This window comes from Streptomyces sp. NPDC024687, assembly GCF_055559055.1.
Genome location: NZ_JBVHLJ010000002.1, coordinates 1,082,968 through 1,105,857, shown reverse-complemented (window position 1 = coordinate 1,105,857; position 22,890 = coordinate 1,082,968). Strand labels below are relative to the sequence as shown.

The following is a 22,890-nucleotide window of genomic DNA, read 5'->3' as shown; positions in this document are numbered from 1 at the left end:
GTTGATCGTGGCGGAGTACCGGATCACCGGGCTGTCGCCGGTTGTGATCGCTGAACTGATCGCCGAGATAGGGCCGTTATGGCACGAGCAACATCAGGCGCGCCTGACGGCACGGCCGCGGAAACGGGCGGTAGGAGCCGGTGCGAAGCACCAGTTCGTCTTCGTCGACCGGCTGCTGGCCACGCTGGTGAGTCTGCGCCATGGCACCACGCATGACGTGCTGGCCTGCTGGTTCGGCGTGGACCGCTCCATCATTACCCGTGCCATCGGCGAGGTGCGGCCCCTGCTCGCGCTGCGGGGCTGCACCATCGCGCCGGACGTCCGGCTGCGTACGCTCGCCGAGGTCGTCGAGTACCTTGGCGTCGATGGCCGGACCGGCATCATCGACGGCACAGAGATCCGCGTTCGACGCCCAGCTGCAGGCCGCAAGGACCGGGACAAGTTCGTCTCCGGAAAGACCAAGCAGAACGCCGTGAAGGCCATGGTGCTCACGGACGCTGAGGGGCGCATGCTGTTCTGCAGCCCAGTCCGGCCGGGCAGTTGCGCTGACATCACCCAGGCCCGGCAGCTGGGCCTGGTCGAGCTCCTGGCCGACGGACCGTTCATGGAGATCCTCGCGGATGCCGGCTACCAGGGCATGGGAGCGCAGACCGGCGGGCGGGTGGTGACGCCACCACATCGCAAGTTCAAGAAGAACGCTCCCGACTGGTACGAGGAACGGCACGAACTCGCGCGCAAAGCGCACTCCTCACGCCGGATCCGCGTCGAGCACGGCATCGCGCACCTCAAGAACTGGCGGGCTCTGACCCGGCACCTTGGCCGACGCGAGCACATGAGCGACATCGTCCAAGCCGTCGCCGGACTGCTCTCACACCAGCAGACCGCCACCCTCGATCACGGCCTTCGAGCTTGAACACCGACAACGCCACATACCTCGACGTGCCACGGCCAACCGTGCACGAGGTCGTTAGGCGGATGCAGAACGACCGGAGCCGTCTACGATCCAACCCACCCGCTGGGCTGCCACCGCACGCGAATCAGTGACCGGACCAACCTCCACAGAACTCAGGCCGTGCAGAAAGTCGCGGCGGGGCGCCGCCCGGCGGTGAACGCGGCCGGCGGGACACCCATGAAGAGGCGGAACTCGGCGGTCATGTGGGACTGGTCGTAGTAGCCGGCCGTGGCGGCGATGTCCGCCCAGCGGCCCGCATCGGCCGCGAGCACGGTGCGAACGCGGTCGATGCGTGCGAAGTGCTTGGGGGACAAGCCGGTGCCGTCGGTGAACAGGGCGTGCAGGCGGCGCTCACTGATGTGCAACCGGGCCGCGGTTGCGGTGACAGTCGCGCCGACCAGTAGACGCGCCGCCTCTTCGAGCCGTTCCGACGGCCCCGGGCGGTCAGCCAATGCCTTTTCGAGAGCGGTGACCGGATCGACGGCGAGCTGGTCGACGTCCAGGCCCGGTAGTTCGCGGAGCGGCAGGGCCCGGTCGGCGAGATCATTGAGTGGACGTCCGAGCAGGGCTTGGGCACGCCCCGGTCGCATGCGAACCTGCACGCACGAGTGGCCGGGTGCGGCGATGTGATAGGCAGCCCGGGTACGGGGGCCCATGACGATCAGCTCACGCTTGTCCGTGCGCAGGAGAAGTGTGGTGGCGTGATCGGGCACATCGACCGCCGTCGAAGCGTCCGTCGTAGCGACATCGATCCCGGCCACGCAACGCATAAGGGCAGGCGGCACGTTGAGAGAGCTCACGCGGCCTACGTTAGTGCCGAAACTTCCTATCACGAGGGGTGAGAGCGCTGTCATCGTCGGGGCATGATCCTTGTTACCGGTGCCACCGGCACCATCGGTAGTCATGTCGTGCGTCTGCTCACCGAGCGGGGCGTGCCGTTCCGGGCGATGTCCCGCCGTGAGCGGCCCGGCGGGGTGCGGGGCGACTTCGACGACCCGGCGTCGCTGGCGCGCGCGGTGGCCGACGTCGACACGGTCTTCCTGGTGACCGTGCCGCCCGTGCCGACCGCGGACCACGACATCGCCCTGGTGACGGCCGCGCGGGCGGCGGGCGTCCGTAAGATCGTCAAGTTGTCCGCGATCGGCAGCGGCGAGCGGTTCGACGGGGCGACCGTCGGCGCGTGGCACGTGGCCGCGGAGGTGGCGATCGAGGCCAGCGGGCTCGTGTGGACGATGCTTCGCCCGCCGAGCTTCGCTTCGAACTTCTTGTGGTACCGGGCGCTGATCCAGGCCGGGGAGTCGATACCGAACCTGGTCGGCGACTCCCGGCAGGCCATCGTCGACCCGAGGGACGTGGCTGCGGTCGCCGTCGCCGCCATGACCAGCGATGCACACGATGGGCAGCGGTACGACCTCACCGGGCCAGAGCTGCTGACGTTCGCAGACCAGGCGGCGATCCTGGAGGGCGCGCTGGAACGGCCGGTCAAGATCACTCACACGCATGCGCTCGACCAGGTGCCGGCCGGGATGGCCACCGGCATCGGCTGGGCGCGCGCCGGCGGTGCGGCCTACATCACCGACCACGTGCCGCGAGTGCTCGGCCGACCGGCGGGCACGTTCGAGCAGTGGGCACGCGACCACCGGGAGGCATTCGCGGCAATGCCGTGACGTGACGGGAAAGGGCGCGCACCCGTGCGGTACGCGCCCTCGGCGGTCCGGTCAGGTCACCGTGCAGTTCTGGTCGCCCAGTTTGAACGCCGTCGGTTTCGCGTTCGTCCCCGACCAGCTCCCCGTGAAGCCGAAGCTCACCGAGGAGCCCGCGGCCACGTTGGCGTTCCAGCCGACGTTCTTCGCCGTGACCGTCGAGCCCGACTGGGTGGACTCGGCGTTCCAGGTCTGGGAGATCGTCTGGGCGTTGGGGAAGGTCCAGCCGAGTGACCAGCCGGTCCAGGCACTGGAACCGGTGTTGGTCAGCTGGACGTCGGCCTGGAAACCGCCCGACCACTGGTTGGTGATCTTGTAGGTCACCGCGCAGGCGCCCGTCGGGGTCGGGTCCGGCGGGTCCGTCGGATCGGTGCTGCCGCCTCCGCCGGTGTCGGACGTGTCGCCGTAGATCACACCCCGGCCGTTGGTCGAGACGTACACCCGCCCGTACACCCGCGGATCACCGGTGATCGCCGCGCCGGTCCAACCGAACTGGTGGGCGTCGTCGTTGATGCGGGTCCAGCTCGCGCCCTTGTCCGTGGAACGGAAGATGCCACGGACCCCGCCGATCTTCGCGCTGGTGTAGAGCGTCTGGTACGACGCCCCCGTCGCCGCCTTCCCGAAGCCGATCGTGTCGGCCTGGTCGACGTTCGAGAGCTTCGTCCAGTTCGTGCCGGCGTTCGTCGAGTGCCACAGACCGTACGCCCCGTCACTCGCCCCGCCCGCGAGCCAGACGTCGCCCTTCACGCCGGGCAGTGCCTTGAAGCGCACGCTGGCACCGCTCGGCAGTCCGGTCGCCGAGGACGCCGTGAACGTCGCCCCGCCGTCCGTACTCACGTAGAACTTCCCGGACTTGAAGCCGTAGAAGGTCCGAGGGTCGACCCGGTCGGACTCGACGATCGCGCCCGCCGGAATCCCGCTCGACGCCGACCAGGAGGAACCGAAGCCGGTCGTGTACTGCACACCCGCGCCGCCCGGGCTCCACACGAACCGGCTGCCGTCCGAGGCGGCGGCCACCGTCCCGCCTCCGCTCACGCCCGAAGGGTCGCTCCCCGCGAACCAGTTGGCGCCGTTGTCCGTCGAGAACGCGATGTGCGGCCCGGAGTCCAGATCTCCGACCCGTACCACCGTGTTCGGGTTCGTCTCGGCGAAGTCGAGACTCGTGGTCGTGGTGAAGTTCGGGGAGGTGAACATCATCGAGGGGACCTTGGTGAGGTCCGTGTGCCGGAAGCCGCCGATGTCACCGAGCGCGCTCAGCAGCGGGGCGCCCGAGGGCGGTGAGGCGAGGTCGTTGACCGCGGTCTCCTCCAGGCCCTGCACCATCGGCTTGATGGTGAACTGGCCGCCGGAATCCCAGTTCGTGAGGTTCTCCGTGCCGTAGAGCGTCGCCCCCGTCCCGTACATCATCCGGTTCGAGTTGAACGGGTCGATCTCCAGCGACTCCGTCATCCACCCGAGTTTCGGCGCCTGTTCGGGCGGCGAGGGATTCGCGCCCCAGTTGAGCCACGGGGAGGAGGAGACGTCCATGGTGTAGCGGTTCGCGCGGTTGGGGTACGAGGTGTAGTCCCAGGCCCGTGTCCAGGTCGCCCCGCTGTCCGTGGAGCGGAAGATCTGGGTGTCCGGCCACCAGGAGCTGTAGGCGGTGGCCATGACCGTGCCGGGCTTCTGCCGGTCCACGGTGAGGCCGCTGAAGCCGTAGTAGGTGTCGGCCTCCGCGACCGGGCTGATGTTCGTCCAGGTGCCGGTCGCCGTCGCGTACCGCCACACCTGGCCCTTGCCGCCGTCGTACGGCCCGCCCTTGTCGCTGTAGGAGAGGTACAGATAGCCGCCCGCCGCGTCCAGGACACCCTTGTGGGCCAGGTATCCGGTCGGCTGCCCGGCGAGCCTCGTCCAGGTCGCGCCCGCGTCCGTCGACCGGTACACCGAGTTCTGGAGGTCGGCGACCCCGACGTAGACCGTCTTCGTGGCGTTCCCGGACGTCCCCGTCGACTCGTCGAAGGTCACCCAGACGACGCCCTGGTTGTCGCTGGCGTAGCCGCTGGTGTCACTCGGATCCTGCTGGTAGTTGCCGACGTTGGGGAAGTTCGCCACCTGCGACCAGTTGACACCCGAGTCCGTGGACCGCCACAGTCCCTTGCCGCTCGGCGCCCCGAGGTACAGCACGCTGTTCTTGTTGGGGTCGACCGCGAGCCGCTCGCCCATGCCCCGCCCCGGCATGTTGCCGCCCAGCTTGAAGGGCAGATCGGTCTTCTGCCAGCTCGCGCCCCGGTTCGAGGAGCGCAGCACCGCGCCGTTGCCCGGGTCCCAGCTGTTGGTGTACGTCCCGACGGCCGCGTACACCTTGTTCGGGTCCACGGCGTCGGAGGCCAGGCTGACCACGCCGGTGTGCCCCCAGTCGGTCCAGCCGACCGAGTCCAGCAGGGGCGTCCAGGTCTTCGAGGACTCCTGCCAGCGGTAGGCGCCGCCGATGTCCGTGCGGGCGTACGCCAGGTTCTTCTCCTTGCGGTTGAAGACGATGCCCGGCACGAAACCGCCGCCGTCGATCCGGGCGTTCTTCCAGGTGTACGTGTCGGCTGCGAGCGAGACCTTCGCGGTGCTGTCGGCCGCCAGTGCGGGTGGGGTGCCGGCGAGCAGCCCGGCCGCGAGCGCGAGCACGGCCGTGAGGATGCGGGTTCTTCGCACGGGGGGTCCTTTCCGGAAAGGGGGAGTGGGGGGTAAGCGCTTTCCATCGGGTGCGAGAGTTGCCGGGCGACCCCCAGTGCGGGAGGGGGCCGCCCGGCCGTTTCGGCCCCGCCGTCCGGTGGCGGAGCCTTATACGCGGAGCCTTTCAGGCGGTTCCGAGGAAACGCCGTGCACTGTGGCGCCCCTCCAGGGGCGCGGGGAACTGCGCGACCGCCACAACGGACCCGCAGTCAGAACACGGCGCAACCCGCGGAGCGCCCGGCGGGGGCTGGTTATTCGAGAAGCTCCGCGTACGACCCCATGGCCATGGCGATGTCCGCCTGGGCCCAGAACCGGTGGTACGTGAACGACGGCACCGCGCCGCCCTTGAGGTAGGCCTCGATCTTCGACCAGGCCGGGTCGCTCTTGTAGAAGGAGCGGATGGACTCGAAGGTCGACGACGAGTTGATCGCGTCACCGTTCGGCATGGTCCCGGTCCAGCCGCTCGGGACGTACACCGCGTCGTCGAACCGGTTGTAGTCCGCCCGGTTCTCCGGCACCGCAATACCGAGGCTGTCCTGGTAGTTGGTCCACATGCCGTCCAGCAGCGACTTGGCCGTGGAGGCGGCCTGGGTGTCACCACTGCGGTCCGCGTAGTACGTCAGGGTCTTGGCGTACGCGGCGGCCACGCCGACATCGTTGGTGTAGTCGGCGACGGTGACGTGAAGTCCGCTGTTGGCGCCGGGACTTGACGCGTTCCAGGTGTCGGGCTGGCCCGACCACTGCAGCGTCGACGGGATCTGGTACGTGCCGTCCGGGTTGATCGTGGTCTTGGACAGCGCCCACTTGACCCACTTGTCGAGGACCGCCTTGGCCTGCGCGTTCCCCGTCTGCTGGTAGTACTCGGCGACCCGCTCCATCGACCACGCCTGGAAGCCGAACCACTGGTTGGACGGCGGGTCGTGGTAGACGGGCTGCTGGTCGTAGTACATGCCGTAGAAGGTCGACTTACCGGCCGGGGGAGTCGCGTAACGACCCGCCCAGCTGTTCGTCGCACCGCCCGCGATGGCACCCTCGTCGGACTGCAGCCAGCGGTAGAACTCCAACTGCCGGGTGAGCGAGGTGTTCCAGTCCGACGCGCCCGTGGCCGACTTGGGCTTCAGGCTGGCGTAGGAGCTCAGCGCGTACGCGGCCATCGGGTTCTGGTAGCCGCCGTGCGCGTGACTGGATCCGATGCGCCAGGCCCAGCCCGCCGAGGTGTCGGTGGCGCCGCCCCAGGCGTAGTACCAGGACAGCAGGTACATCGAGGCGTCCTTGCCGGTACCGGCCGCGCAGGTGGACGGACCGACACAGTTGCCGATCTTCTTGAAGTACTTGTCGTACATGGCGTAGCGCAGATAGTCGCCCATCTTCGCGGCCTTGCCCACGCTCGCGGAGACGTCGGAGCCCTTGCCCTGCTCCTTGGCCCACTTGTCGGCCCAGTACGCGGCCTGCACCGCACGCGCGTCGGCGTCCGGGGCGTTGGTGAACTTCCACTGCTTGGAGTAGGAGGCGTCACCGGTGAAGAGGTCCAAGTACCCGTTCTTGCCACCGTACTTGAACTGGTCACAGGTCGGCTGCGGCACCGTCTCCCACACCGACTCCTGCGCACCGCGCTGGAAGGTGTTGATGTACGACGGTCCGGTGTCCGTCGGTCCCGCCTCGCACTTGCCGGGCGAGTTGCCGTAGCCGTAGACGTTGTCGACGTCCTGCAGCCAGTGCATGCCGTAGATGTCGTCGGTGCCGTACGCGCTCTTCAGCTCACCCGCGATCGGGTCGGAGCCGGCCGAGACCGACGAGTCCAGCTTCGCCGGGTACTCGTTCGGGGTGTCCAGCTCGGGCGCGTAGGTCGCCGGCTTGGAGGCGTTGTAGAAGGAGTTGGTCGGCTGGTCGGCGTGGGTGGGGATCATGTACTTCTCCATGATGTCCCAGGCACCGTTGAACTTGGACCAGTCGCCCGTCACCTTGCCGTACATGGCCTGGAGCCACAGGAGGTAGCTGTACGCCTCCGAGGTGGTCTCGTGGCCCTGGTCCGGCGCCTCGACGATCAGCGTCTCGACCGAGTGGTAGGGGATGCCCTCGGGGGAGAAGTAGCCGTTCGCCGGGTTGGTGATCTTGCCGTACAGATCCAGGAAGCGGGCGTTGTACGTGCCCGTCGCCGCGATCTGGGTGACCGTCACCGAGGCCTTGGCGTGGCCGGTCGCCGTCGACTCGAAGGTCGCCGCGCCGGTGCCGGAGGCGTTGCCGGTGATCGTCACCGTCTGCGCGGTGCTCCAGTTCGACGGGGTGAAGGTCAGCGAGGCGCCGCCCGTCACCGACAGACCCGAGTTGCCGCTCGTGCGGGCGGTCGTGACGGTCACGTTGGCCGAGGGCTGCGTCGACAGCTTCACGGTGTACGTGCCCGTCTTGCCCTGCTGGACGGCGAGTTGGGTGGCCGAGGCGACGACCGCGGGACCCGAGGCGACCGTGATGCCGACCGGCGTCGACTCCCCGGACGCGCCCAGGCTGTCGTACGCCTTCGCGAGCAGCGAATGACTGCCCACGGTCAAGCTGGAGACCGAGAGCGAGTACGGCGAGGTCGTGTCGGTGCCGAGCAGGGTGGTGTTGTCGTAGAACTCCACCTTGCTGATGGTCGCGTTGTCCGCGGCGGCGGCCGTCGCGGCGAGCGGGACCGCGGTGCCCTGGGTGTAGACCGCGCCCGCGGCCGGGCTGGTCAGCACGGTGATCGGCGGCTGATGGGCGCCGGTGCACGAGGTGCCGTTGATCGCGAAGTTCGTCGGCGCCGCGTTGGCGCCGCTGTAGGTGAACTGCGCGCCTGTGGTGACCGCGGAGCCCGCGGCGATGTTCGCGTTGTACGTGGCGCTGTTGACCGTGACCGTCTGGCCGGACTGGGACCAGGTCCCGTTCCAGCCGTTGCTCAGCTTCTGGTTGCCCGCGTAGCTGTACGTCAGGGTCCAGCCGTTGATGGCGTCCGTGCCGCGGTTGGTGATCGTCAGATCCGCGGTGAAACCGGAGCCCCAGTCATTGGTCTTGTAGTCGACGCTGCACTGAACTGCAGCTGCTTGTGCGGGAGTTGAAGCCGCACTCAGCATCGCGAACGGCAGTGCCATGGCCGCCACGACAGCGGTCCACAATCGCCGAACGGTCCGGCGTCTCCTGGTGGGGGGCATTGCTGGTTCCTCCTTGTGCGGCTCGGAGAAGTCAAGGCTTGAACCAGTGGGAGCGCTCCCATAGTGAGGACGAGCGTTCAAGGGGTCAAGGTGCTTGAAGAGTCGAAAAGATTCGACGAACGGCGCTGAGGAAAAGTCAAGTAACCCCTCTGTTCTTTGCCGTCACTTGGCGCTACCTTCCTTGGCACCAGTGGGAGCGATTCCATCAGTCGACGCGTCCGTAACGGCCGCGCTGATCTGCAAGGAGTCGCTCATGCGACACCCCCCGCGTTCAGTACCTTTACTCAGGTTCGCCCCGCGAAGGACACGCCGGTCACGTCGGACGGCCCGTTTTTCTGCTGGGGGTCCGGGGGTTGTCCCCCGGGGGAAAGCAGCAGCCGTTGCCGGCGCGGTCGCCCTTATCGGGTCCGTGACGGTGCCGGTGGTCACGGCGTCCGGCGCCGCCCCTGCCTGCTCGGTGGAGTACTCCGTCACCAGCCAGTGGGACAGCGGCTTCCAGGGGTCCGTGAGGATCACCAACAACATGGCCGCCGTGAGCAGTTGGAGCCTCACGTTCGACTTCGCCGGCGGGCAGAAGGTCAGCCAGGGCTGGAACGCGAAATGGTCCCAGTCCGGTAAGACGGTCACCGCTGCCAACGAGAGCTACAACGGCTCGCTGGCCACCGGAGCGAGCGTCAGCGCCGGATTCATCGCGTCCTGGTCCGGGAGCAACTCCGTCCCGACCTCGTTCAAGCTCAACGGCACCAGCTGCAACACGGCTGCCGAGCCCTCGCCCACGCCGGACCCGACGGACCCGGCCGAGGGCACACCCCCCGCTCTGCGGGTCTCCGGCAACAAGCTCGTGGACGCGGGCGGCACCACCCGTCGGCTGCTCGGCGTGAACCGGTCCGGCGGCGAGTTCATGTGCGTTCAGGGCCGCGGCATCTTCGACGGCCCGGTCGACGACGCCTCCGTCAAGGCGATCGCCGACTGGAAGGCCAACACGGTCCGCATCCCTCTCAACGAGGAGTGCTGGCTGGGTCTGTCCAACATCGATCCGGCCTACGCCGGGGCGAACTACATCAACGCCGTCAAGGACCTGGTCGCCAAGGTCAAGGCCCACGGCATGACACCCGTGGTCGAACTGCACTGGACCTACGGGCAGTACACCGGCAACTCCGCCGGCTGCTCCGACGTGCACGCAAGCTGCCAGAAGCCGATGCCCGACATGCAGTACACGCCCGCCTTCTGGGCCTCGGTGGCCAACACCTTCAAGAGCGACCGGACCGTCGTCTTCGACCTGTTCAACGAGCCCTACCCGGACCGCGCCACCTCCACGACCACCCAGGCGTGGCAGTGCTGGCGCGACGGCGGCACCTGCCCGGGCATCGGGTACGAGGTCGCCGGTATGCAGGATCTCGTCGACAGCGTCCGGGGCACCGGCGCGACCAACCTGCTTCTGGCCGGCGGCATCGCCTACTCGAACGATGTCAGCCAGTGGCTGACGTACAAACCGGCCGACCCGGCGGGCAATCTCGCCGCCGCCTGGCACGTGTACAACTTCAACACCTGCTCCACCGAGAGCTGCTGGAACTCCACGCTCGCCCCGGTGGCCGCTCAAGTCCCCCTCGTGGCGGGGGAGATCGGCGAGAACACCTGCGCGCACGGCTTCATCGACCAGGTCATGAAGTGGTTCGACAGCCATGGCCTGTCGTACCTCGGCTGGACCTGGAACACCTGGGACTGCTCCACCGGACCGTCCCTGATCAGCAGCTACGACGGCACACCCACAGCGTTCGGCACCGGGCTGCGTGACCATCTGCGTGCCCTGAACGGATAGCACCCGCTCAACGCACAGCACCGCTCAACGGACAACACCCGCGAACGAGAAGGAAACCCGCACTCATGAGTCGTACGAGAACAGCGCTCCTCGCTGCCCTGGCGCTCGTCGCCGGGGCCTCCGGGACCGCGCTAGCCGTGGCCCCCGGGGACGTGGGCCTCGCCGCCGTCCCCTGCACCGTGGACTACAAGGTGCAGAACCAGTGGGACACCGGCTTCACCGCGGCCGTCACGATCACCAACAACAGCGCCGCCAAGTCGAGTTGGTCGCTGAAGTGGTCGTACGGCGGAAACCAGAAGGTCACCAGCGGCTGGAACGCCAAGATCAGCCAGAGCGGGACGGCCGTCACCGCGGCCAACGAGAGCTACAACGGCACGCTCGGCACCGGCGGTTCGGCCAGCTTCGGCTTCCAGGGCAGCTACAGCGGCACCAACGCCGTCCCGACCACCTTCACCCTCGACGGGGTGACCTGCAACGTCGACGGCGGCGGCCCCACCGACCCGGGCCCGACCGACCCCGGCACCCCCGGCACCCGGGTCGACAACCCGTATGCGGGCGCCAAGGTGTACGTGAATCCCGAGTGGTCCGCCAACGCCGCCGCAGAGCCGGGCGGCAGCCGCATCTCCAACCAGCCCACCGGCGTGTGGCTGGACCGGATCGCCTCGATCAACGGCACCGGCGGCAAGATGGGCCTGCGCGCCCATCTCGACGAGGCGCTGAAGCAGAAGGGTTCGGGAGAGCTCGTCGTCCAGCTCGTCATCTACGACCTGCCCGGCCGCGACTGCTCGGCCCTCGCCTCCAACGGCGAACTGGGCCCGACGGAGATCGACAAGTACAAGACGCAGTACATCGACCCGATCGCAGCGATCCTCGCCGACCCCAAGTACGCCTCGCTGCGGATCGTCAACACGGTCGAGCTCGACTCCCTGCCGAACCTCGTCACCAACGTCACCCCGCGGCCCACCGCCACCGCGAACTGCGACACGATGAAGGCGAACGGCAACTACGTCAAGGGCGTCGGCTACGCGCTCAACAAGCTCGGTGACGCCGCCAACGTCTACAACTACGTGGACGCCGGGCACCACGGCTGGCTCGGCTGGGACGACAACTTCTCCGCGACCGTCCAGACGATCAAGCAGGCGGCCACCGCCGAGGGCGCCACGGTCAACGACGTGCAGGGCTTCATCACCAACACCGCCAACTACAGCGCGCTGAAGGAGCAGAACTTCACCATCAACGACTCCGTGAACGGCAAGTCCGTGCGCGAGTCCAAGTGGGTCGACTGGAACCGGTACGTCGACGAGCTCTCCTACGCCCAGGCGTTCCGCCAGGAGGCCGTGAACCAGGGCTTCCCCTCGGGCGTCGGCATGCTGATCGACACCTCCCGCAACGGCTGGGGCGGCACCGCCCGGCCCACCGGCCCCGGTGCCATGACGGACGTTGACACCTACGTCAACGGCGGCAAGATCGACCGGCGTATCCACGTCGGCAACTGGTGCAACCAGTCCGGCGCCGGACTCGGTGAGCGCCCGAAGGCCAGCCCGGCCGCCGGGATCGACGCCTACGTGTGGATCAAGCCTCCGGGTGAGTCCGACGGGTCCAGCTCCGCGATCGCGAACGACGAGGGCAAGGGCTTCGACCGGATGTGCGACCCGACGTACACCGGCAACCCGCGCAACAACAACAACATGTCCGGTGCGCTGCCGAACGCCCCGCTGTCGGGCCACTGGTTCTCGGCGCAGTTCCAGGAGCTCATGAAGAACGCGTACCCGGCGCTGTAAATCTGCCGAGTGCGCGACGCGACACCCCCGCCGGGGTCTGGTCAGCTCTCCTTGGCCAGGCCCCGGCGGATCGCGAACTCCACCGCCGAGTAGTCGCCGTCCGGGCGGTCCAGCTCGTACGGCTCGGCCGGCAGCAGAGGCGGCTGGGCCATGAAGCGGGGGCGCGTGCCGTGGTGGGGCTGGGCCGCGTGGACCAGGAAGGGATGGCAGAGGTAGACGTCCCCGGGCCTGCCGGTGGCGTGGGCGAGCGGACGGTGGGCCGAGGCCGCGTCCACCTTCGGGCCCAACTCCAGGAAGGACGCACCCTGTTCGCCGTACGGCTCCAGGACCGGCGGTACGTCGAGATGGGAACCCACCCGGATGCGGGTCGGGGCGTCGGCCTCGGTGATCTCGCTGAACAGGAACAGCATCAGCAGGGCACGGTCCCTGGAGCGCAGGTTGGTGTGGTACATGCCGGCGGGCGCGTCCTCTGGGAGGTAACTGGCCTCGATGTGCCAGCCCGCGTCGTCCGGTTCCTCCGCGTGCGGAAACCGCAACGGGAAAGTGCCCAGTGAATAGCGGGGCTGCCAGCGGTTCTCGCCCACCAGCAGGTCGAACGCCTCGTGCAGGACCGGCGAGTTGGCGGCGGCCGCGAACGGGACCTGGGCCATCCCGGGCACCCACACCACCGGGTCCTTCCAGGAGGCCGGGTTCTCCCGGTCGTAGCCCGTCTCCCGCCACAGCAGCGACGCACAGTGCTGGGCGACGCGGGGCGGGAAGGCGCCCTCGATCTTCACGAATCCGTCTTCGAGGAAGCGCTCCACCAGTTCGTCGTCCATCGGGTCATCGTGGGGGACCGGCCAGGATCCGCGCATCTCCTTTTCTTTACGCCCGCTTTGCCGTGTTTTTTGCCGTCGCGGCAACATCGCTGGCCTCTTCGCGGTGCGTCGGCGCACGCTGGCCGCATCCCGAGGAGAGGCTGACACCATGGCGCACGATCACGGCACCCACGGTCACCACCACCACGAGCACACCGACATCGACTGGTCCAGGATGGCCCAGCACCTGGAGACCCAGGCGGAACTGTTCACGCCCCTGTACGAGCGGGCCCTGGCGTGGCTCGGACACAAGCAGACCGAGCCTGGGCTGATCGTCGACGCGGGCAGTGGGCCCGGGGTGCTGTCCTGTCTGCTCGCCGAGGCGTTTCCGGGGGCCCGGGTGGTTGCCGTAGACGGGGCCGAGCCGCTGCTGGAACGGGCGCGGGGCCGGGCCGAGCGGCTCGGTGTCGCCGACCGCTTCGGCACCCTCGCCGGTGAACTGCCCGGAGTCCTCGACGACTTGGACTATCCCGTCGACCTGCTCTGGGCCAGCCGGAGCCTGCACCACCTGGGGGACCAGCGGGCCGGGATCGCCGCGTTCGCCTCGCGGCTGGCCCGGGGCGGCACGCTGGCGTTGCTGGAGGGCGGGCTGCCGGCGCGCTTTCTGCCCCGGGACATCGGGATCGGACGGCCCGGCTTGCAGGCGCGGCTCGACGCGCTGGAGGAGGAGTGGTTCGCGCAGATGCGGGCGGATCTGCCCGACGCCGTCTCCGAGGTCGAGGACTGGCCCGCGCTGATGGCCTCCGCGGGGCTGCGGCACACCGGTACCCGCAGCTTCATGCTCGATCTTCCGGCGCCGACGACGGATCGGGCCCGTGCGTACATCGCCGCGTCGCTGGGGCGGCTGCGGGAGGTGTTCGGGGAGCACCTGGAATCCGGCGACCGGGACACTCTCGACCGGCTGCTCGATCCCGCGGACGCGGCGAGTGTGCACCGGCGGGCGGATGTGTTCGTGCTGGCGGTGCACACCGTGCACACGGCTGTGCGGACCGGTTGAGGTCAGTTCCGCCGCTGGATGTGCCGCCGTGTGTCGTCGGGCGGCTGCGGGCCGTCCGTGGCTTGTCGCGCAGTTCCCCGCGCCCCTGATGGGGTGCGGGTGTACTCGGTGATCAGTGCGCCCTGTACGTGTCGGACACGGGTGGGCATGAAGGACTCGGCCAGTACCTGTCGCTCGGCCTCCTCCTGCGGTGTCCGGTCCAGAGGCTGCCCCGCCGGATCCGCTACGGCGACGATCCGTTCCGTGGCCAGCATGCGGGCCCGGATCACCGGGGCCGGGACCTCGGTGCCGTACAGGGTTCCCGAAGCCGCCGGGCCGCGGTCCAGGGCCAGGTCGCGCGGGCGCCCGGCCGAATCGGGGGCCCGGTCCAGCAGTGACCACACGCGGCGCCGGGCCTCTCGGCCGCGGAGGACATAGGCCGTCGGCGAGGTCCGAGGTGCCGTCGCGCACACCGCGGAGGCCGTCCATGCCCGGTGCACCCCCGCCGAGGCCGCCGCACTGCGCCGCCTGCGCAGGCCGGCCGTCCTGAGGAGTGGCGGCTCCAACCGGCACCAACTCACGCTCGGCTTCTCCGCCGACGGCTCACTGGTGGCCGCCAGTGAGCCGGACGGGTCCGTGAACGTGTGGGAGACCGCCACCCCCGCCCTCCCGGCCGCCACCCTGCCCGTGGGGGACTCTCCGGTACTCGCCCTCGGATTCACCTCGGGCGGCGAGGAGTTGCATGTGGTCACACCCCATCTGGCTGACAGGACGTACCCGTTGGAGCCCGACCGTGCCGCCCGCACGGTGTGCGCCTCGGCCGATCACCGCCAGGTCTGCGGCACTTGACTTCGAGAACGCTCCAACTGATGTACTCCCCGACATCCACGAGATGGCAGAAGAACACAGGGGGAAGCCATGTCCGACTCACCGGTCGCGCTCATCACCGGCGGCGGCAGCGGTATCGGCGCCGCGGTCGCACGGCGACTGCTCGACGCGGGCCACCGGGTGGCCGTCACCGGCCGGGGCGAGCCGCGCCTGCGCGCCTTCGCCGAGGAACTGGGCGACCCGGACGGGCTGTTGACGTTCGTCGGCAACGCCGCCGAGTACGACGACATCCAGGCCGCCGTCGATGGCACGCTCAAGGAGTTCGGCCGGCTGGACACGGTCGTCGCCAACGCGGGCTTCGCCACCCATGACACCGTGGCCGCGGGAGACCCCGCCGGCTGGAGCGAGATGGTGCTGACCAACGTGCTCGGCCCCGCCCTCCTGATCCGCGCCTCCATCGACGCCCTCAAGGAGACCCGCGGCCGGATCGTCCTGATCGGCAGCGTCGCCGGGTTCATCCACGCACCCGGCAACCTCTACGGGGCGACGAAGTGGGCGGTGACCGGGCTCGCCGAGAACACCCGCCGTGAGGTGACCGAGTTCGGCGTCGGCGTCACCCTGGTGGCCCCCGGCCGCGTGGAGACACCGTTCTGGGACGGCAACGGCAGCCTGCCGCCCGGCCACCTGCTCACCGCAGACCAGATCGCCGACTCGGTCGTGTGGGCCGTACGGCAGCCGGAGGGCGTCGACATCAACACCGTGGTCGTACGGCCGATCGGCCAGCCCGTCTGAAGCGCGGAGCGGACTGGCTGACGCCGGACACACGACGGCCGGCGGTGCGGTCCCCACGACAGGGACCGCACCGCCGGCCGAACCGCTGTGCCGTCAGGCGGCGTTGAACGTCGCCGGGTCCGGGCCCAGGCGCCGGTCCTCGTCGAGCGCGCTGATCGCCGCCAGGTCCTCGGCGTCCAGACTGAAGTCGAAGACCTCGATGTTCTCCTTGATCCGGGACGGCGTCACGGACTTGGGGATCACCACGTTGCCGAGCTGGAGGTGCCAGCGCAGCACGATCTGGGCCGGGGTGCGGTCGTGCTTGCGGGCGATGGCCACGACGGCCGGGACCTCCAGGAGGCCCTTGCCGGAGCCGAGCGGCGACCACGCCTCGGTGGCGATGCCGTGCTCCGCGTGGTACTCGCGGGCCGCCTGCTGCTGGAGGTGCGGGTGCAGCTCGATCTGGTCGACGGCCGGGACGACGGACGTCTCGGCGATCAGCCGCTCCAGGTGGTCGGGTTCGAAGTTGGAGACTCCGATGGCCCGGATCCGGCCGTCCGCGTGGAGCTTCTCGAACGCCTTGTACGTGTCGACGTACAGGTCGCGGGAGGGCGTGGGCCAGTGGATCAGGTACAGGTCCACGTAGTCCAGGCCGAGCTTGTCCAGCGAGGTGTCGAAAGCGCGCAGGGTCGCGTCGTAGCCCTGGTCGCTGTTCCAGAGCTTGGTGGTGACGAAGATGTCCTCACGGGCCACTCCGGAGGCGGCGATGGCCTTTCCGGTGCCCACTTCATTGCCGTAGATCGCCGCTGTGTCGATGCTGCGGTACCCGGCCTCGAGCGCCGTGGCGACGGCGCGCTCGGCCTCGTCGTCCGGAACCTGCCAGACGCCGAAACCCAGCTGGGGCATCTCGACGCCGTTGTTGAGGGTGATCGGGGGGACCTTGCTGCTCACGAGCTCTTGATCCTTACGGTTGTCGTCAGGTGGTACCACCATCGTCAACGATCACGAGCCGTGATGCATTCCTGACGGGAGAATCCATCTGGTCTCTTTAGTCCGGACCATTGACCGTCAACTGCCCTGCGGCGACCCTGGATTGCGTCACTGAATGCCGTGCACGAATGTGAACGCCCCATAGTGAGGTGATCTTTGTCATGGGCACATCCAGAAGAACTCTGCTGGGCGCCGCGCTCGCCGGTGCGGCCGGAACCGTGGCGGGTCTGCCGACCGCGACCACCGCCCACGCCGCGTCCTGGCAGCAGAAGTGGGCCCCGACCGCGAGCGGCGACGGCCTCGGCGCCTTCGAGACCGTCGAGGACGACCGCGCCGACTCGCACCCCGGCGGACAGCCCCACATCCACGCCTCCGGCGACAACTGGCGCTTCAACATGCACATGGCCGACCGCGACACCTCCACCGACCGCCAGCGCCAGGAGGTCACCGGGCTGCGCACCAGCGGCAGCAACTACCTGAAGTGGACGCAGGGCCAGACCTGGCGGGTCACGTACTCGATGTACATCCCGAGCTCGCTGAAGGCCACCACCAGCTTCACCCACATCATGCAGATGAAGCAGCCGGGCACCGGCACCTCGCCGATCGTCGTGCAGTCCCTGCGCCGGGTGAACGGGGCGCAGACCATCGAACTGAAGCTGTTCGACAGCGACGCCCTCGTGGGCCGCACCAGCCTGGACCCGCTGCACGACAGGTGGACCGACGTCGACTTCCAGATCAAGGTGGGCAACGGCTCGGCGGGCTCGGTCCGCTGGATCCTCAAGACCGGCGGCTCGACGGTGATCGACGCGTCCAAGACCGGGGTCGACACCTTCCTGGCAGACCGGGTGCGCCCGAAGTGGGGCATCTACCGCTCCCTCGGCGACACCTCGGGGTCCCTCCAGGACACCTATCTCCTGCTGACGAACCTGCGCGGCTACCAGCTCGTGTGAGGCAGGTTCAGGCCCGGTACAGGGCGTCGACCTCGCCCGCGTACGCCGTCTCGATCGCCTTGCGCTTCAGCTTCAGCGACGGGGTCAGCAGCCCGTGCTCCTCGGTGAAGGGCTGCGCCAGGATGCGGAACGTACGGATCGACTCGGCCTGCGAGACCAGGGTGTTGGCGGCGACCACCGCGCGCCGCACCTCGGTCTCCAGGTCGGCGTCGCGCACCAGCTCGGCGGGGGACATCCGGGGCTTGTCGCGCATCCCCAGCCAGTGCTCGACGGCCTCCTGGTCGAGGGTGACCAGGGCGGCGATGTAGGGGCGGTCGTTGCCCACGACGATGCACTGCGAGACCAGGGGATGGTCGCGCACCCGCTCCTCCAGCACACCGGGGGAGACGCTCTTGCCGCCGGAGGTGACGAGGATCTCCTTCTTGCGGCCGGTGATGGTGAGATAGCCGTCCTCGTCGAGGGAGCCGAGGTCCCCGGTGGCCAGCCAGCCGTCGTGCAGGGACTCGTCGGTGGCCTTCTCGTTGTTGAGGTAGCCCTGGAAGACGTTGGGGCCGTACAGCCAGATCTCGCCGTCGTCCGCGATGTGCACGGTCATGCCGGGGATGGGCTGCCCGACCGTGCCGTAGCGGGTGCGCTCGGGCGGGTTGGCGGTCGCCGCCGCGGTCGTCTCGGTGAGGCCGTACCCCTCGTAGATGTGCACGCCCGCGCCGGCGAAGAACAGCCCGAGCTTGCGGTCCATGGCCGAGCCGCCGGTCATGGCCTGCTTGATGCGGCCGCCCATGGCCGCCCGCATCTTGGAGTAGACGAGCTTGTCGAAGAGCTGGTGCTGCATCCGCAGCCCCGCCGACGGTCCGGGCCCGATCCCCCAGGCCTTGGCCTCCATGGCTTCCGCGTACTTCACCGCCACGTCGACGGCCTTCTCGAACGGGCCGGCCTTGCCTTCCTTCTCGGCCTTGCGGCGGGAGGCGTTGAAGACCTTCTCGAAGATGTACGGCACCCCGAGGAAGAACGTCGGCTTGAACGCGGCGAGGTCGGGCAGCAGGGCGGCCGCGTTCATCTGCGGCTGGTGGCCGAAGCGGACCCGGCCACGGATCGCGGCGACCTGCACCATCCGCCCGAAGACGTGCGCGAGCGGCAGGAACAGCAGCGTCGCCGCCTCGTCGCCCTTCTTGGAGTGGAACACCGGCTCCCAGCGCTCGATGACGGTGTCCGCCTCGTACATGAAGTTGCCGTGGGTGATCACACAGCCCTTGGGGCGGCCGGTGGTGCCCGAGGTGTAGATGATCGTCGCGACCGAGTCCGGGGTCACGGCCTGCCGGTGGCGGTGCACCACCTCGTCCTCGATGGCGGCGCCCGCGTCGTACAGCTCCCGCACCGCGCCGGAGTCCAGCTGCCACAGCCGGTGCAGCTGCGGCAGCCGGTCGATGACGGTGGCGATCGTCATCGCGTGGTCCTCGTGCTCCACGATCGCGGCTGTGCACTCGGAGTCGTACAGCGCCCAGAAGCACTGCTCGGCGGAGGAGGTCGGGTAGACCGGCACCACCTGCGCGCCGATCGTCCACAGGGCGAAGTCGAACAGCGTCCACTCGTAGCGGGTACGGGACATGATCGCGACCCGGTCGCCGAAGCGGATGCCCTGGGCGAGCAGTCCCTTGGCGAGGGCCAGGACCTCGTCGCGGAACTCCGCGGACGTCACGTCCCGCCACTGCCCCTTCTCGTCCTTGCGGCCGAGGGCGATGTGCACGGGGTCGTTCTGGGCATGCTCGAAGACGACGTCGGCCAGTCCGCCCACCGGGGGTGCCAACGCCAACGGAGGGTTGGTGAACTCGCGCAAACCCCGCTCCCGCTCTCCCTGGCGCGCTGTGAAGCTCCGCACAGCGCCGTGAAAGCTACCCCACCCTGACATCCGGCGGGAGAGGGGCCGAAGCCGAGCGGTGCTCACGTATGGCCTGGTCAGTACCGGAAAATACCCTCACATGGGGAAGGGTCGGACAGAAAACCGACGGTTGCGTAAGTTTCCAGGCCGTCAATCTCCACTGAATCTGTACGTCCCGGTTACGGCTCGCGGCCTTGGTGAAACGGTTGTCCGCGGGATGCCGTCCTCTTCTTCCTTCAGCGCCGCCACCCCGGAATGTGTCACTCCGGCCGAGGGCCTCACTGCCGGTGCAGCCTGTCCCCGCCCGCCAGGATCGCGGCGGCCAGCGCTTCGGCCGCCCCCTGCGCGGCCGTCCGGCGACGGCCGTGGACCAGCACGAAGTCCACCTGCCCCAGCTCCGGCAGCCCGGACCGGTCGGGCACCCGCACCAGCCCCGGCGGCACCAGGCCCCGGGAGTGCGCCATCACCCCCAGCCCGGCCCGCGCGGCGGCGATCAGCCCGTTGAGACTCCCGCTGGTGCACACGATCCGCCACTCCCGCCCCTGCCGCTCCAGTGCCTCCAGGGCCAGCGTCCGAGTGATCCCCGGCGGCGGATACACGATCAGCGGCACCGGACGGTCCGCGTCCAGGCGCAGCCGCTCCGCGCCGATCCACACCAGCCGGTCGTGCCACACCAGCTCACCCCGGGGGTCCTCCGGCCGCCGCTTGGCGAGTACGAGGTCCAGCTTCCCGGCGGCCAGCTGCTCGTGCAGGGTGCCCGACAGCTCCACCGTCAGCTCCAGGTCCACCTCGGGATGGTCGTACCGGAAGCCCTCCAGGATCTCCGGCAGCCGGGTGAGGACGAAGTCCTCCGACGCCCCGAACCGCAGCCGCCCCCGCAGCCGCGTGCCCGTGAAGAACGCCGTCGCCTGGTCGTGCACCTCCAGGATCCGCCGCGCGAACCCCAGCATCGCCTCGCCGTCCTCCGTCAGCTCCACGGAGTGGGTGTCCCGGGTGAACAACTGCCGCCCCGCGGCCTCCTCCAGACGCCGCACATGCTGGCTCACGGTCGACTGGCGCAGCCCCAGCCGCCGGGCGGCCTGGGTGAAGCTCAAGGTCTGCGCCACCGCCAGGAACGTACGCAACTGCGACGGGTCGTACATGCCGGGAGCTTATCGCGGAACGTGATGACAGTCAGAGCGGTATACGGGATTCCCGATCAAGCAGGGAAGGAGGACGATGGAGGGGGTCCTTCCGCCCCGAGGGAGGTACCCGTCATGAGGCCGTACCGTCGTCGAACACGAGTAAGTGGAGCACCGTGAAGCGCCTGAAGTGGCCGGCCTGGATGCCGGTCGACCCGTACATCCTGTTGCTGCTCGGCACGGTGGGCCTCGCGGCCCTCGTACCGGCACGCGGGACCTCCGCGGACGTGGCCTCCGGAGCCTCCACGGCGGCGATCGCCTTCCTCTTCTTCCTGTACGGCGCCCGCCTGTCCACCCGTGAGGCCCTCGACGGCCTCAAGCACTGGCGGCTGCACGTCACGGTCCTCGCCTGTACATTCGTGATCTTCCCGCTGCTGGGCCTGGCCGCCCGCGGACTCGTCCCGGTCTTCCTGACCGACCCGCTCTACCAGGGCCTGCTCTTCCTCACCCTGGTCCCCTCCACCATCCAGTCCTCGATCGCCTTCACCTCCATCGCCCGCGGCAACGTGCCCGCCGCGATCTGCGCAGGCTCCTTCTCCTCCCTGGTCGGCATCGTCCTCACCCCGCTCCTCGCGGCCGCCCTGCTCGGCAGCAGCGGCGGGTTCTCCGCCGACTCGCTCCTGGAGATCGTGCTCCAACTGCTCGTGCCGTTCCTGGCGGGCCAGGTGACGCGCCGCTGGATCGGCGGCTTCATCACCCGCCACAAGAAGATCCTCGGCCTCGTCGACCGCGGGTCGATCCTGCTGGTCGTCTACACCGCGTTCAGCGAGGGCATGGTCCAGGGCATCTGGCACCAGGTGAGCCCGCTCAGGCTCGGCGGGCTCCTGATCGTCGAGGCCGTTCTGCTCGCCCTGATGCTCGCCCTGACCTGGTACGGCGCCAAGGGGCTCCGCTTCGGCCGCGAGGACCGCATCGCCATCCAGTTCGCGGGCTCGAAGAAGTCCCTCGCCTCCGGACTCCCCATGGCCAGCGTCCTGTTCGGCGCCCACGCCTCGCTCGCCGTGCTGCCGCTGATGCTCTTCCACCAGATGCAGCTGATGGTCTGCGCGGTGATCGCCAAGCGCCGCTCGCACGACCCCGTCCCGGAGGAGACCCGGGAGGTCAGCGCGCCGGGGTCAGCCGCAGCGTCACGAACCGCGGTCGGTACAACGACACGTTCCGGTTGAGCTGGGACGAAGCGACCGCCGTCTCCAGCCAGTTGACGTCGTAGCTCAGCACCAGCCGCCCCCCGCCGCTCATTTCGAGGTGCGCCTGCGGGTTGTAGGCGGCGACCTGGCCCGGGGGCAGGGACGGGGTGAAGTCCTTCTCCGGACCGTGCCACGGCCCGGTGGGGGAGCAGGCCCAGTACGAGGTCACGGCCGCGAGCCCCTTCGTCCCCGCGGCCATGGTGAACAGGACGTACGTCCCGTCCTGCCGTACGACGGAGAAGGCGCTGCCCACCCCGGTGCGCCGCCCGTCCCCGAGCACCGGGCGCGGGCGGGCACCGGTCGTCCAGGCCGAGCCGTCCCAGTACTCCCAGGCGCCCGGCTCGGCGAGCCCGCCCTTCGGCACCCGGGCCACGTACGCCGAGGAGGCGGACCGGGATGCGGCCCGGCCGTCGTCGCCGCCGAAGACGTACGTCCACTCGCCGTCCTCGACCAGCGTCGTGCCGAACAGCACCCGCCGGGAGGGGTCCTCGACCCGCTGCTCGTCGAGGACCGTCGTGATCGACTCGACGCGCAGGTCGGGCAGCGAGAGCGTGGCGACCTCGGTGGCGGTCGGGACGCCGTAGATCCAGGGGTACTGGCCCGCCGTCCGCACCCACAGCAGCACCCTGACGACCTGTTCGTCCGAGCCGGGGGAGCGGGGTTCGACGCGGGCCGCGACCGGCCAGCGCCACTGGTTCGGGGCCGGGTCCGGGAACAGGGGTGCCGGGAGGGTGGCCTCCAGGCGGCCGTCGCGCATCAGCACCGCCGAATTGCGCACCAGCGGGGCGGTGGTGTCGCGCCACGCGTACGACTCGCCGAACGGGTTGGGCGGTCCGTACACCTGGCCGAGGTAAGTGTCGGAGAACAGCCACAGCAGCCGTCCGTCGGGCAGCCGCACCGAGTGGGTGCCGTCGCCGCCGGTCCAGTCGTCGCCGCGGGCGCCGTCGTCGCCGTAGCGGGCGAACTCGGCGGTGAGGCGGTCGTCGGCCGACCAGGAGCCGACGGTGAGCGGTGTGCAGTCGCCGGAGTCCCGCCCGCCGCCGTCCGGGAGGGCGGAGATCAGCACGGCTCCGAGCACCAGCGCCAGCAGCAGCCCTACGCCGGTGCCGGTTCGCCGTCGTGCTCGTGCGTCCTCGGGCACGGTTCGCG

18 protein-coding genes are annotated in these 22,890 nt (G+C 69.3%); 9 read left to right on the top strand and 9 right to left on the bottom strand.

Features of this window, described 5'->3' with window-relative positions; all coding sequences use genetic code 11:
* Positions 1–7: 7 nt before the first annotated feature.
* Positions 8–913, top strand: a complete 906-nt coding sequence (locus ACZ39I_RS11775; protein ID WP_467244338.1) for a transposase — start codon at positions 8–10, stop codon at positions 911–913.
* Positions 914–1,065: 152 nt separating this feature from the next.
* Here the strand turns inward: ACZ39I_RS11775 and ACZ39I_RS11770 are convergent, their stop codons facing one another.
* Positions 1,066–1,752, bottom strand: a complete 687-nt coding sequence (locus ACZ39I_RS11770) for a helix-turn-helix domain-containing protein (protein ID WP_467244337.1) — start codon at positions 1,750–1,752, stop codon at positions 1,066–1,068.
* Positions 1,753–1,815: 63 nt separating this feature from the next.
* Here ACZ39I_RS11770 and ACZ39I_RS11765 point away from each other — a divergent pair, with 63 nt between their 5' ends.
* Complete coding sequence (locus ACZ39I_RS11765) at positions 1,816–2,619, top strand: NAD(P)H-binding protein (protein ID WP_467244336.1); 804 nt, start codon at positions 1,816–1,818, stop codon at positions 2,617–2,619.
* A gap of 51 nt (positions 2,620–2,670) precedes the next feature.
* On the opposite strand, the gene ACZ39I_RS11760 is transcribed toward ACZ39I_RS11765, so the two are convergent.
* Positions 2,671–5,337, bottom strand: a complete 2,667-nt coding sequence (locus tag ACZ39I_RS11760) for a cellulose binding domain-containing protein (RefSeq protein ID WP_467244335.1) — start codon at positions 5,335–5,337, stop codon at positions 2,671–2,673.
* 272 nt (positions 5,338–5,609) lie between these two features.
* Positions 5,610–8,525 carry a glycoside hydrolase family 48 protein gene (locus ACZ39I_RS11755; RefSeq protein ID WP_467244334.1) on the bottom strand — a complete coding sequence of 972 codons (2,916 nt, stop codon included), beginning with the start codon at positions 8,523–8,525 and terminating at the stop codon, positions 5,610–5,612.
* 409 nt (positions 8,526–8,934) lie between these two features.
* Here ACZ39I_RS11755 and ACZ39I_RS11750 point away from each other — a divergent pair, with 409 nt between their 5' ends.
* Positions 8,935–10,344 carry a cellulose binding domain-containing protein gene (locus ACZ39I_RS11750; protein WP_467244333.1) on the top strand — a complete coding sequence of 470 codons (1,410 nt, stop codon included), beginning with the start codon at positions 8,935–8,937 and terminating at the stop codon, positions 10,342–10,344.
* Between the two features lie 65 nt (positions 10,345–10,409).
* Positions 10,410–12,125: a glycoside hydrolase family 6 protein gene (locus ACZ39I_RS11745; RefSeq protein ID WP_467244332.1), complete on the top strand. Its 1,716-nt coding sequence runs from the start codon at positions 10,410–10,412 to the stop codon at positions 12,123–12,125.
* A 41-nt stretch (positions 12,126–12,166) separates the two neighbouring features.
* Here the strand turns inward: ACZ39I_RS11745 and ACZ39I_RS11740 are convergent, their stop codons facing one another.
* Positions 12,167–12,979, bottom strand: a complete 813-nt coding sequence (locus tag ACZ39I_RS11740) for a phytanoyl-CoA dioxygenase family protein (RefSeq protein ID WP_467244331.1) — start codon at positions 12,977–12,979, stop codon at positions 12,167–12,169.
* A gap of 112 nt (positions 12,980–13,091) precedes the next feature.
* On the opposite strand from ACZ39I_RS11740, the gene ACZ39I_RS11735 reads away from it, so the two are divergent.
* Positions 13,092–13,979: a class I SAM-dependent methyltransferase gene (locus tag ACZ39I_RS11735; RefSeq protein WP_467244330.1), complete on the top strand. Its 888-nt coding sequence runs from the start codon at positions 13,092–13,094 to the stop codon at positions 13,977–13,979.
* Positions 13,980–13,981: 2 nt separating this feature from the next.
* Here ACZ39I_RS11735 and ACZ39I_RS11730 read toward each other — a convergent pair whose 3' ends face one another.
* Positions 13,982–14,617: a hypothetical protein gene (locus ACZ39I_RS11730; protein ID WP_467244329.1), complete on the bottom strand. Its 636-nt coding sequence runs from the start codon at positions 14,615–14,617 to the stop codon at positions 13,982–13,984.
* Between ACZ39I_RS11730 and ACZ39I_RS11725 the strand changes: the two genes are divergently transcribed.
* On the top strand, positions 14,595–14,807 hold the full coding sequence (locus ACZ39I_RS11725; protein ID WP_467244328.1) for a hypothetical protein: 213 nt from the start codon (positions 14,595–14,597) through the stop codon (positions 14,805–14,807). The two genes, ACZ39I_RS11730 and ACZ39I_RS11725, sit on opposite strands and share 23 nt — an antisense overlap.
* A gap of 69 nt (positions 14,808–14,876) precedes the next feature.
* The gene (locus ACZ39I_RS11720) at positions 14,877–15,578 is read left to right on the top strand and encodes an SDR family oxidoreductase (protein ID WP_467244327.1); all 702 of its coding nucleotides are present in this window, start codon (positions 14,877–14,879) and stop codon (positions 15,576–15,578) included.
* A 93-nt stretch (positions 15,579–15,671) separates the two neighbouring features.
* On the opposite strand, the gene ACZ39I_RS11715 is transcribed toward ACZ39I_RS11720, so the two are convergent.
* Positions 15,672–16,508, bottom strand: coding sequence for an aldo/keto reductase (locus ACZ39I_RS11715; RefSeq protein WP_467244326.1), 837 nt, complete (start codon positions 16,506–16,508; stop codon positions 15,672–15,674).
* 200 nt (positions 16,509–16,708) lie between these two features.
* Here ACZ39I_RS11715 and ACZ39I_RS11710 point away from each other — a divergent pair, with 200 nt between their 5' ends.
* The gene (locus tag ACZ39I_RS11710) at positions 16,709–17,497 is read left to right on the top strand and encodes a heparin lyase I family protein (RefSeq protein ID WP_467244325.1); all 789 of its coding nucleotides are present in this window, start codon (positions 16,709–16,711) and stop codon (positions 17,495–17,497) included.
* A 7-nt stretch (positions 17,498–17,504) separates the two neighbouring features.
* On the opposite strand, the gene ACZ39I_RS11705 is transcribed toward ACZ39I_RS11710, so the two are convergent.
* Together ACZ39I_RS11705 and ACZ39I_RS11700 are read right to left on the bottom strand one after the other, a co-directional pair.
* Positions 17,505–19,331, bottom strand: a complete 1,827-nt coding sequence (locus ACZ39I_RS11705; protein WP_467244324.1) for an AMP-dependent synthetase/ligase — start codon at positions 19,329–19,331, stop codon at positions 17,505–17,507.
* Between the two features lie 320 nt (positions 19,332–19,651).
* Positions 19,652–20,515: a LysR substrate-binding domain-containing protein gene (locus ACZ39I_RS11700; RefSeq protein ID WP_467244323.1), complete on the bottom strand. Its 864-nt coding sequence runs from the start codon at positions 20,513–20,515 to the stop codon at positions 19,652–19,654.
* A 182-nt stretch (positions 20,516–20,697) separates the two neighbouring features.
* Between ACZ39I_RS11700 and ACZ39I_RS11695 the strand changes: the two genes are divergently transcribed.
* Positions 20,698–21,720, top strand: coding sequence for a bile acid:sodium symporter family protein (locus ACZ39I_RS11695; protein ID WP_467244382.1), 1,023 nt, complete (start codon positions 20,698–20,700; stop codon positions 21,718–21,720).
* Here ACZ39I_RS11695 and ACZ39I_RS11690 read toward each other — a convergent pair.
* Positions 21,656–22,882: a DUF4185 domain-containing protein gene (locus ACZ39I_RS11690; protein ID WP_467244322.1), complete on the bottom strand. Its 1,227-nt coding sequence runs from the start codon at positions 22,880–22,882 to the stop codon at positions 21,656–21,658. The genes ACZ39I_RS11695 and ACZ39I_RS11690 overlap by 65 nt on opposite strands.
* Between the last annotated feature and the right edge of the window lie 8 nt (positions 22,883–22,890).

Coding starts and splice junctions, on each gene's coding strand:
- ACZ39I_RS11765 (WP_467244336.1), top strand. CDS start 1,816: ATGATCCTTGTTACCGGTGCCACCGGCACCATCGGTAGTCATGTCGTG.
- ACZ39I_RS11755 (WP_467244334.1), bottom strand. CDS start 8,525: ATGCCCCCCACCAGGAGACGCCGGACCGTTCGGCGATTGTGGACCGCT.
- ACZ39I_RS11745 (WP_467244332.1), top strand. CDS start 10,410: ATGAGTCGTACGAGAACAGCGCTCCTCGCTGCCCTGGCGCTCGTCGCC.
- ACZ39I_RS11740 (WP_467244331.1), bottom strand. CDS start 12,979: ATGCGCGGATCCTGGCCGGTCCCCCACGATGACCCGATGGACGACGAA.
- ACZ39I_RS11735 (WP_467244330.1), top strand. CDS start 13,092: ATGGCGCACGATCACGGCACCCACGGTCACCACCACCACGAGCACACC.
- ACZ39I_RS11720 (WP_467244327.1), top strand. CDS start 14,877: ATGTCCGACTCACCGGTCGCGCTCATCACCGGCGGCGGCAGCGGTATC.
- ACZ39I_RS11710 (WP_467244325.1), top strand. CDS start 16,709: ATGGGCACATCCAGAAGAACTCTGCTGGGCGCCGCGCTCGCCGGTGCG.
- ACZ39I_RS11700 (WP_467244323.1), bottom strand. CDS start 20,515: ATGTACGACCCGTCGCAGTTGCGTACGTTCCTGGCGGTGGCGCAGACC.
- ACZ39I_RS11695 (WP_467244382.1), top strand. CDS start 20,698: ATGCCGGTCGACCCGTACATCCTGTTGCTGCTCGGCACGGTGGGCCTC.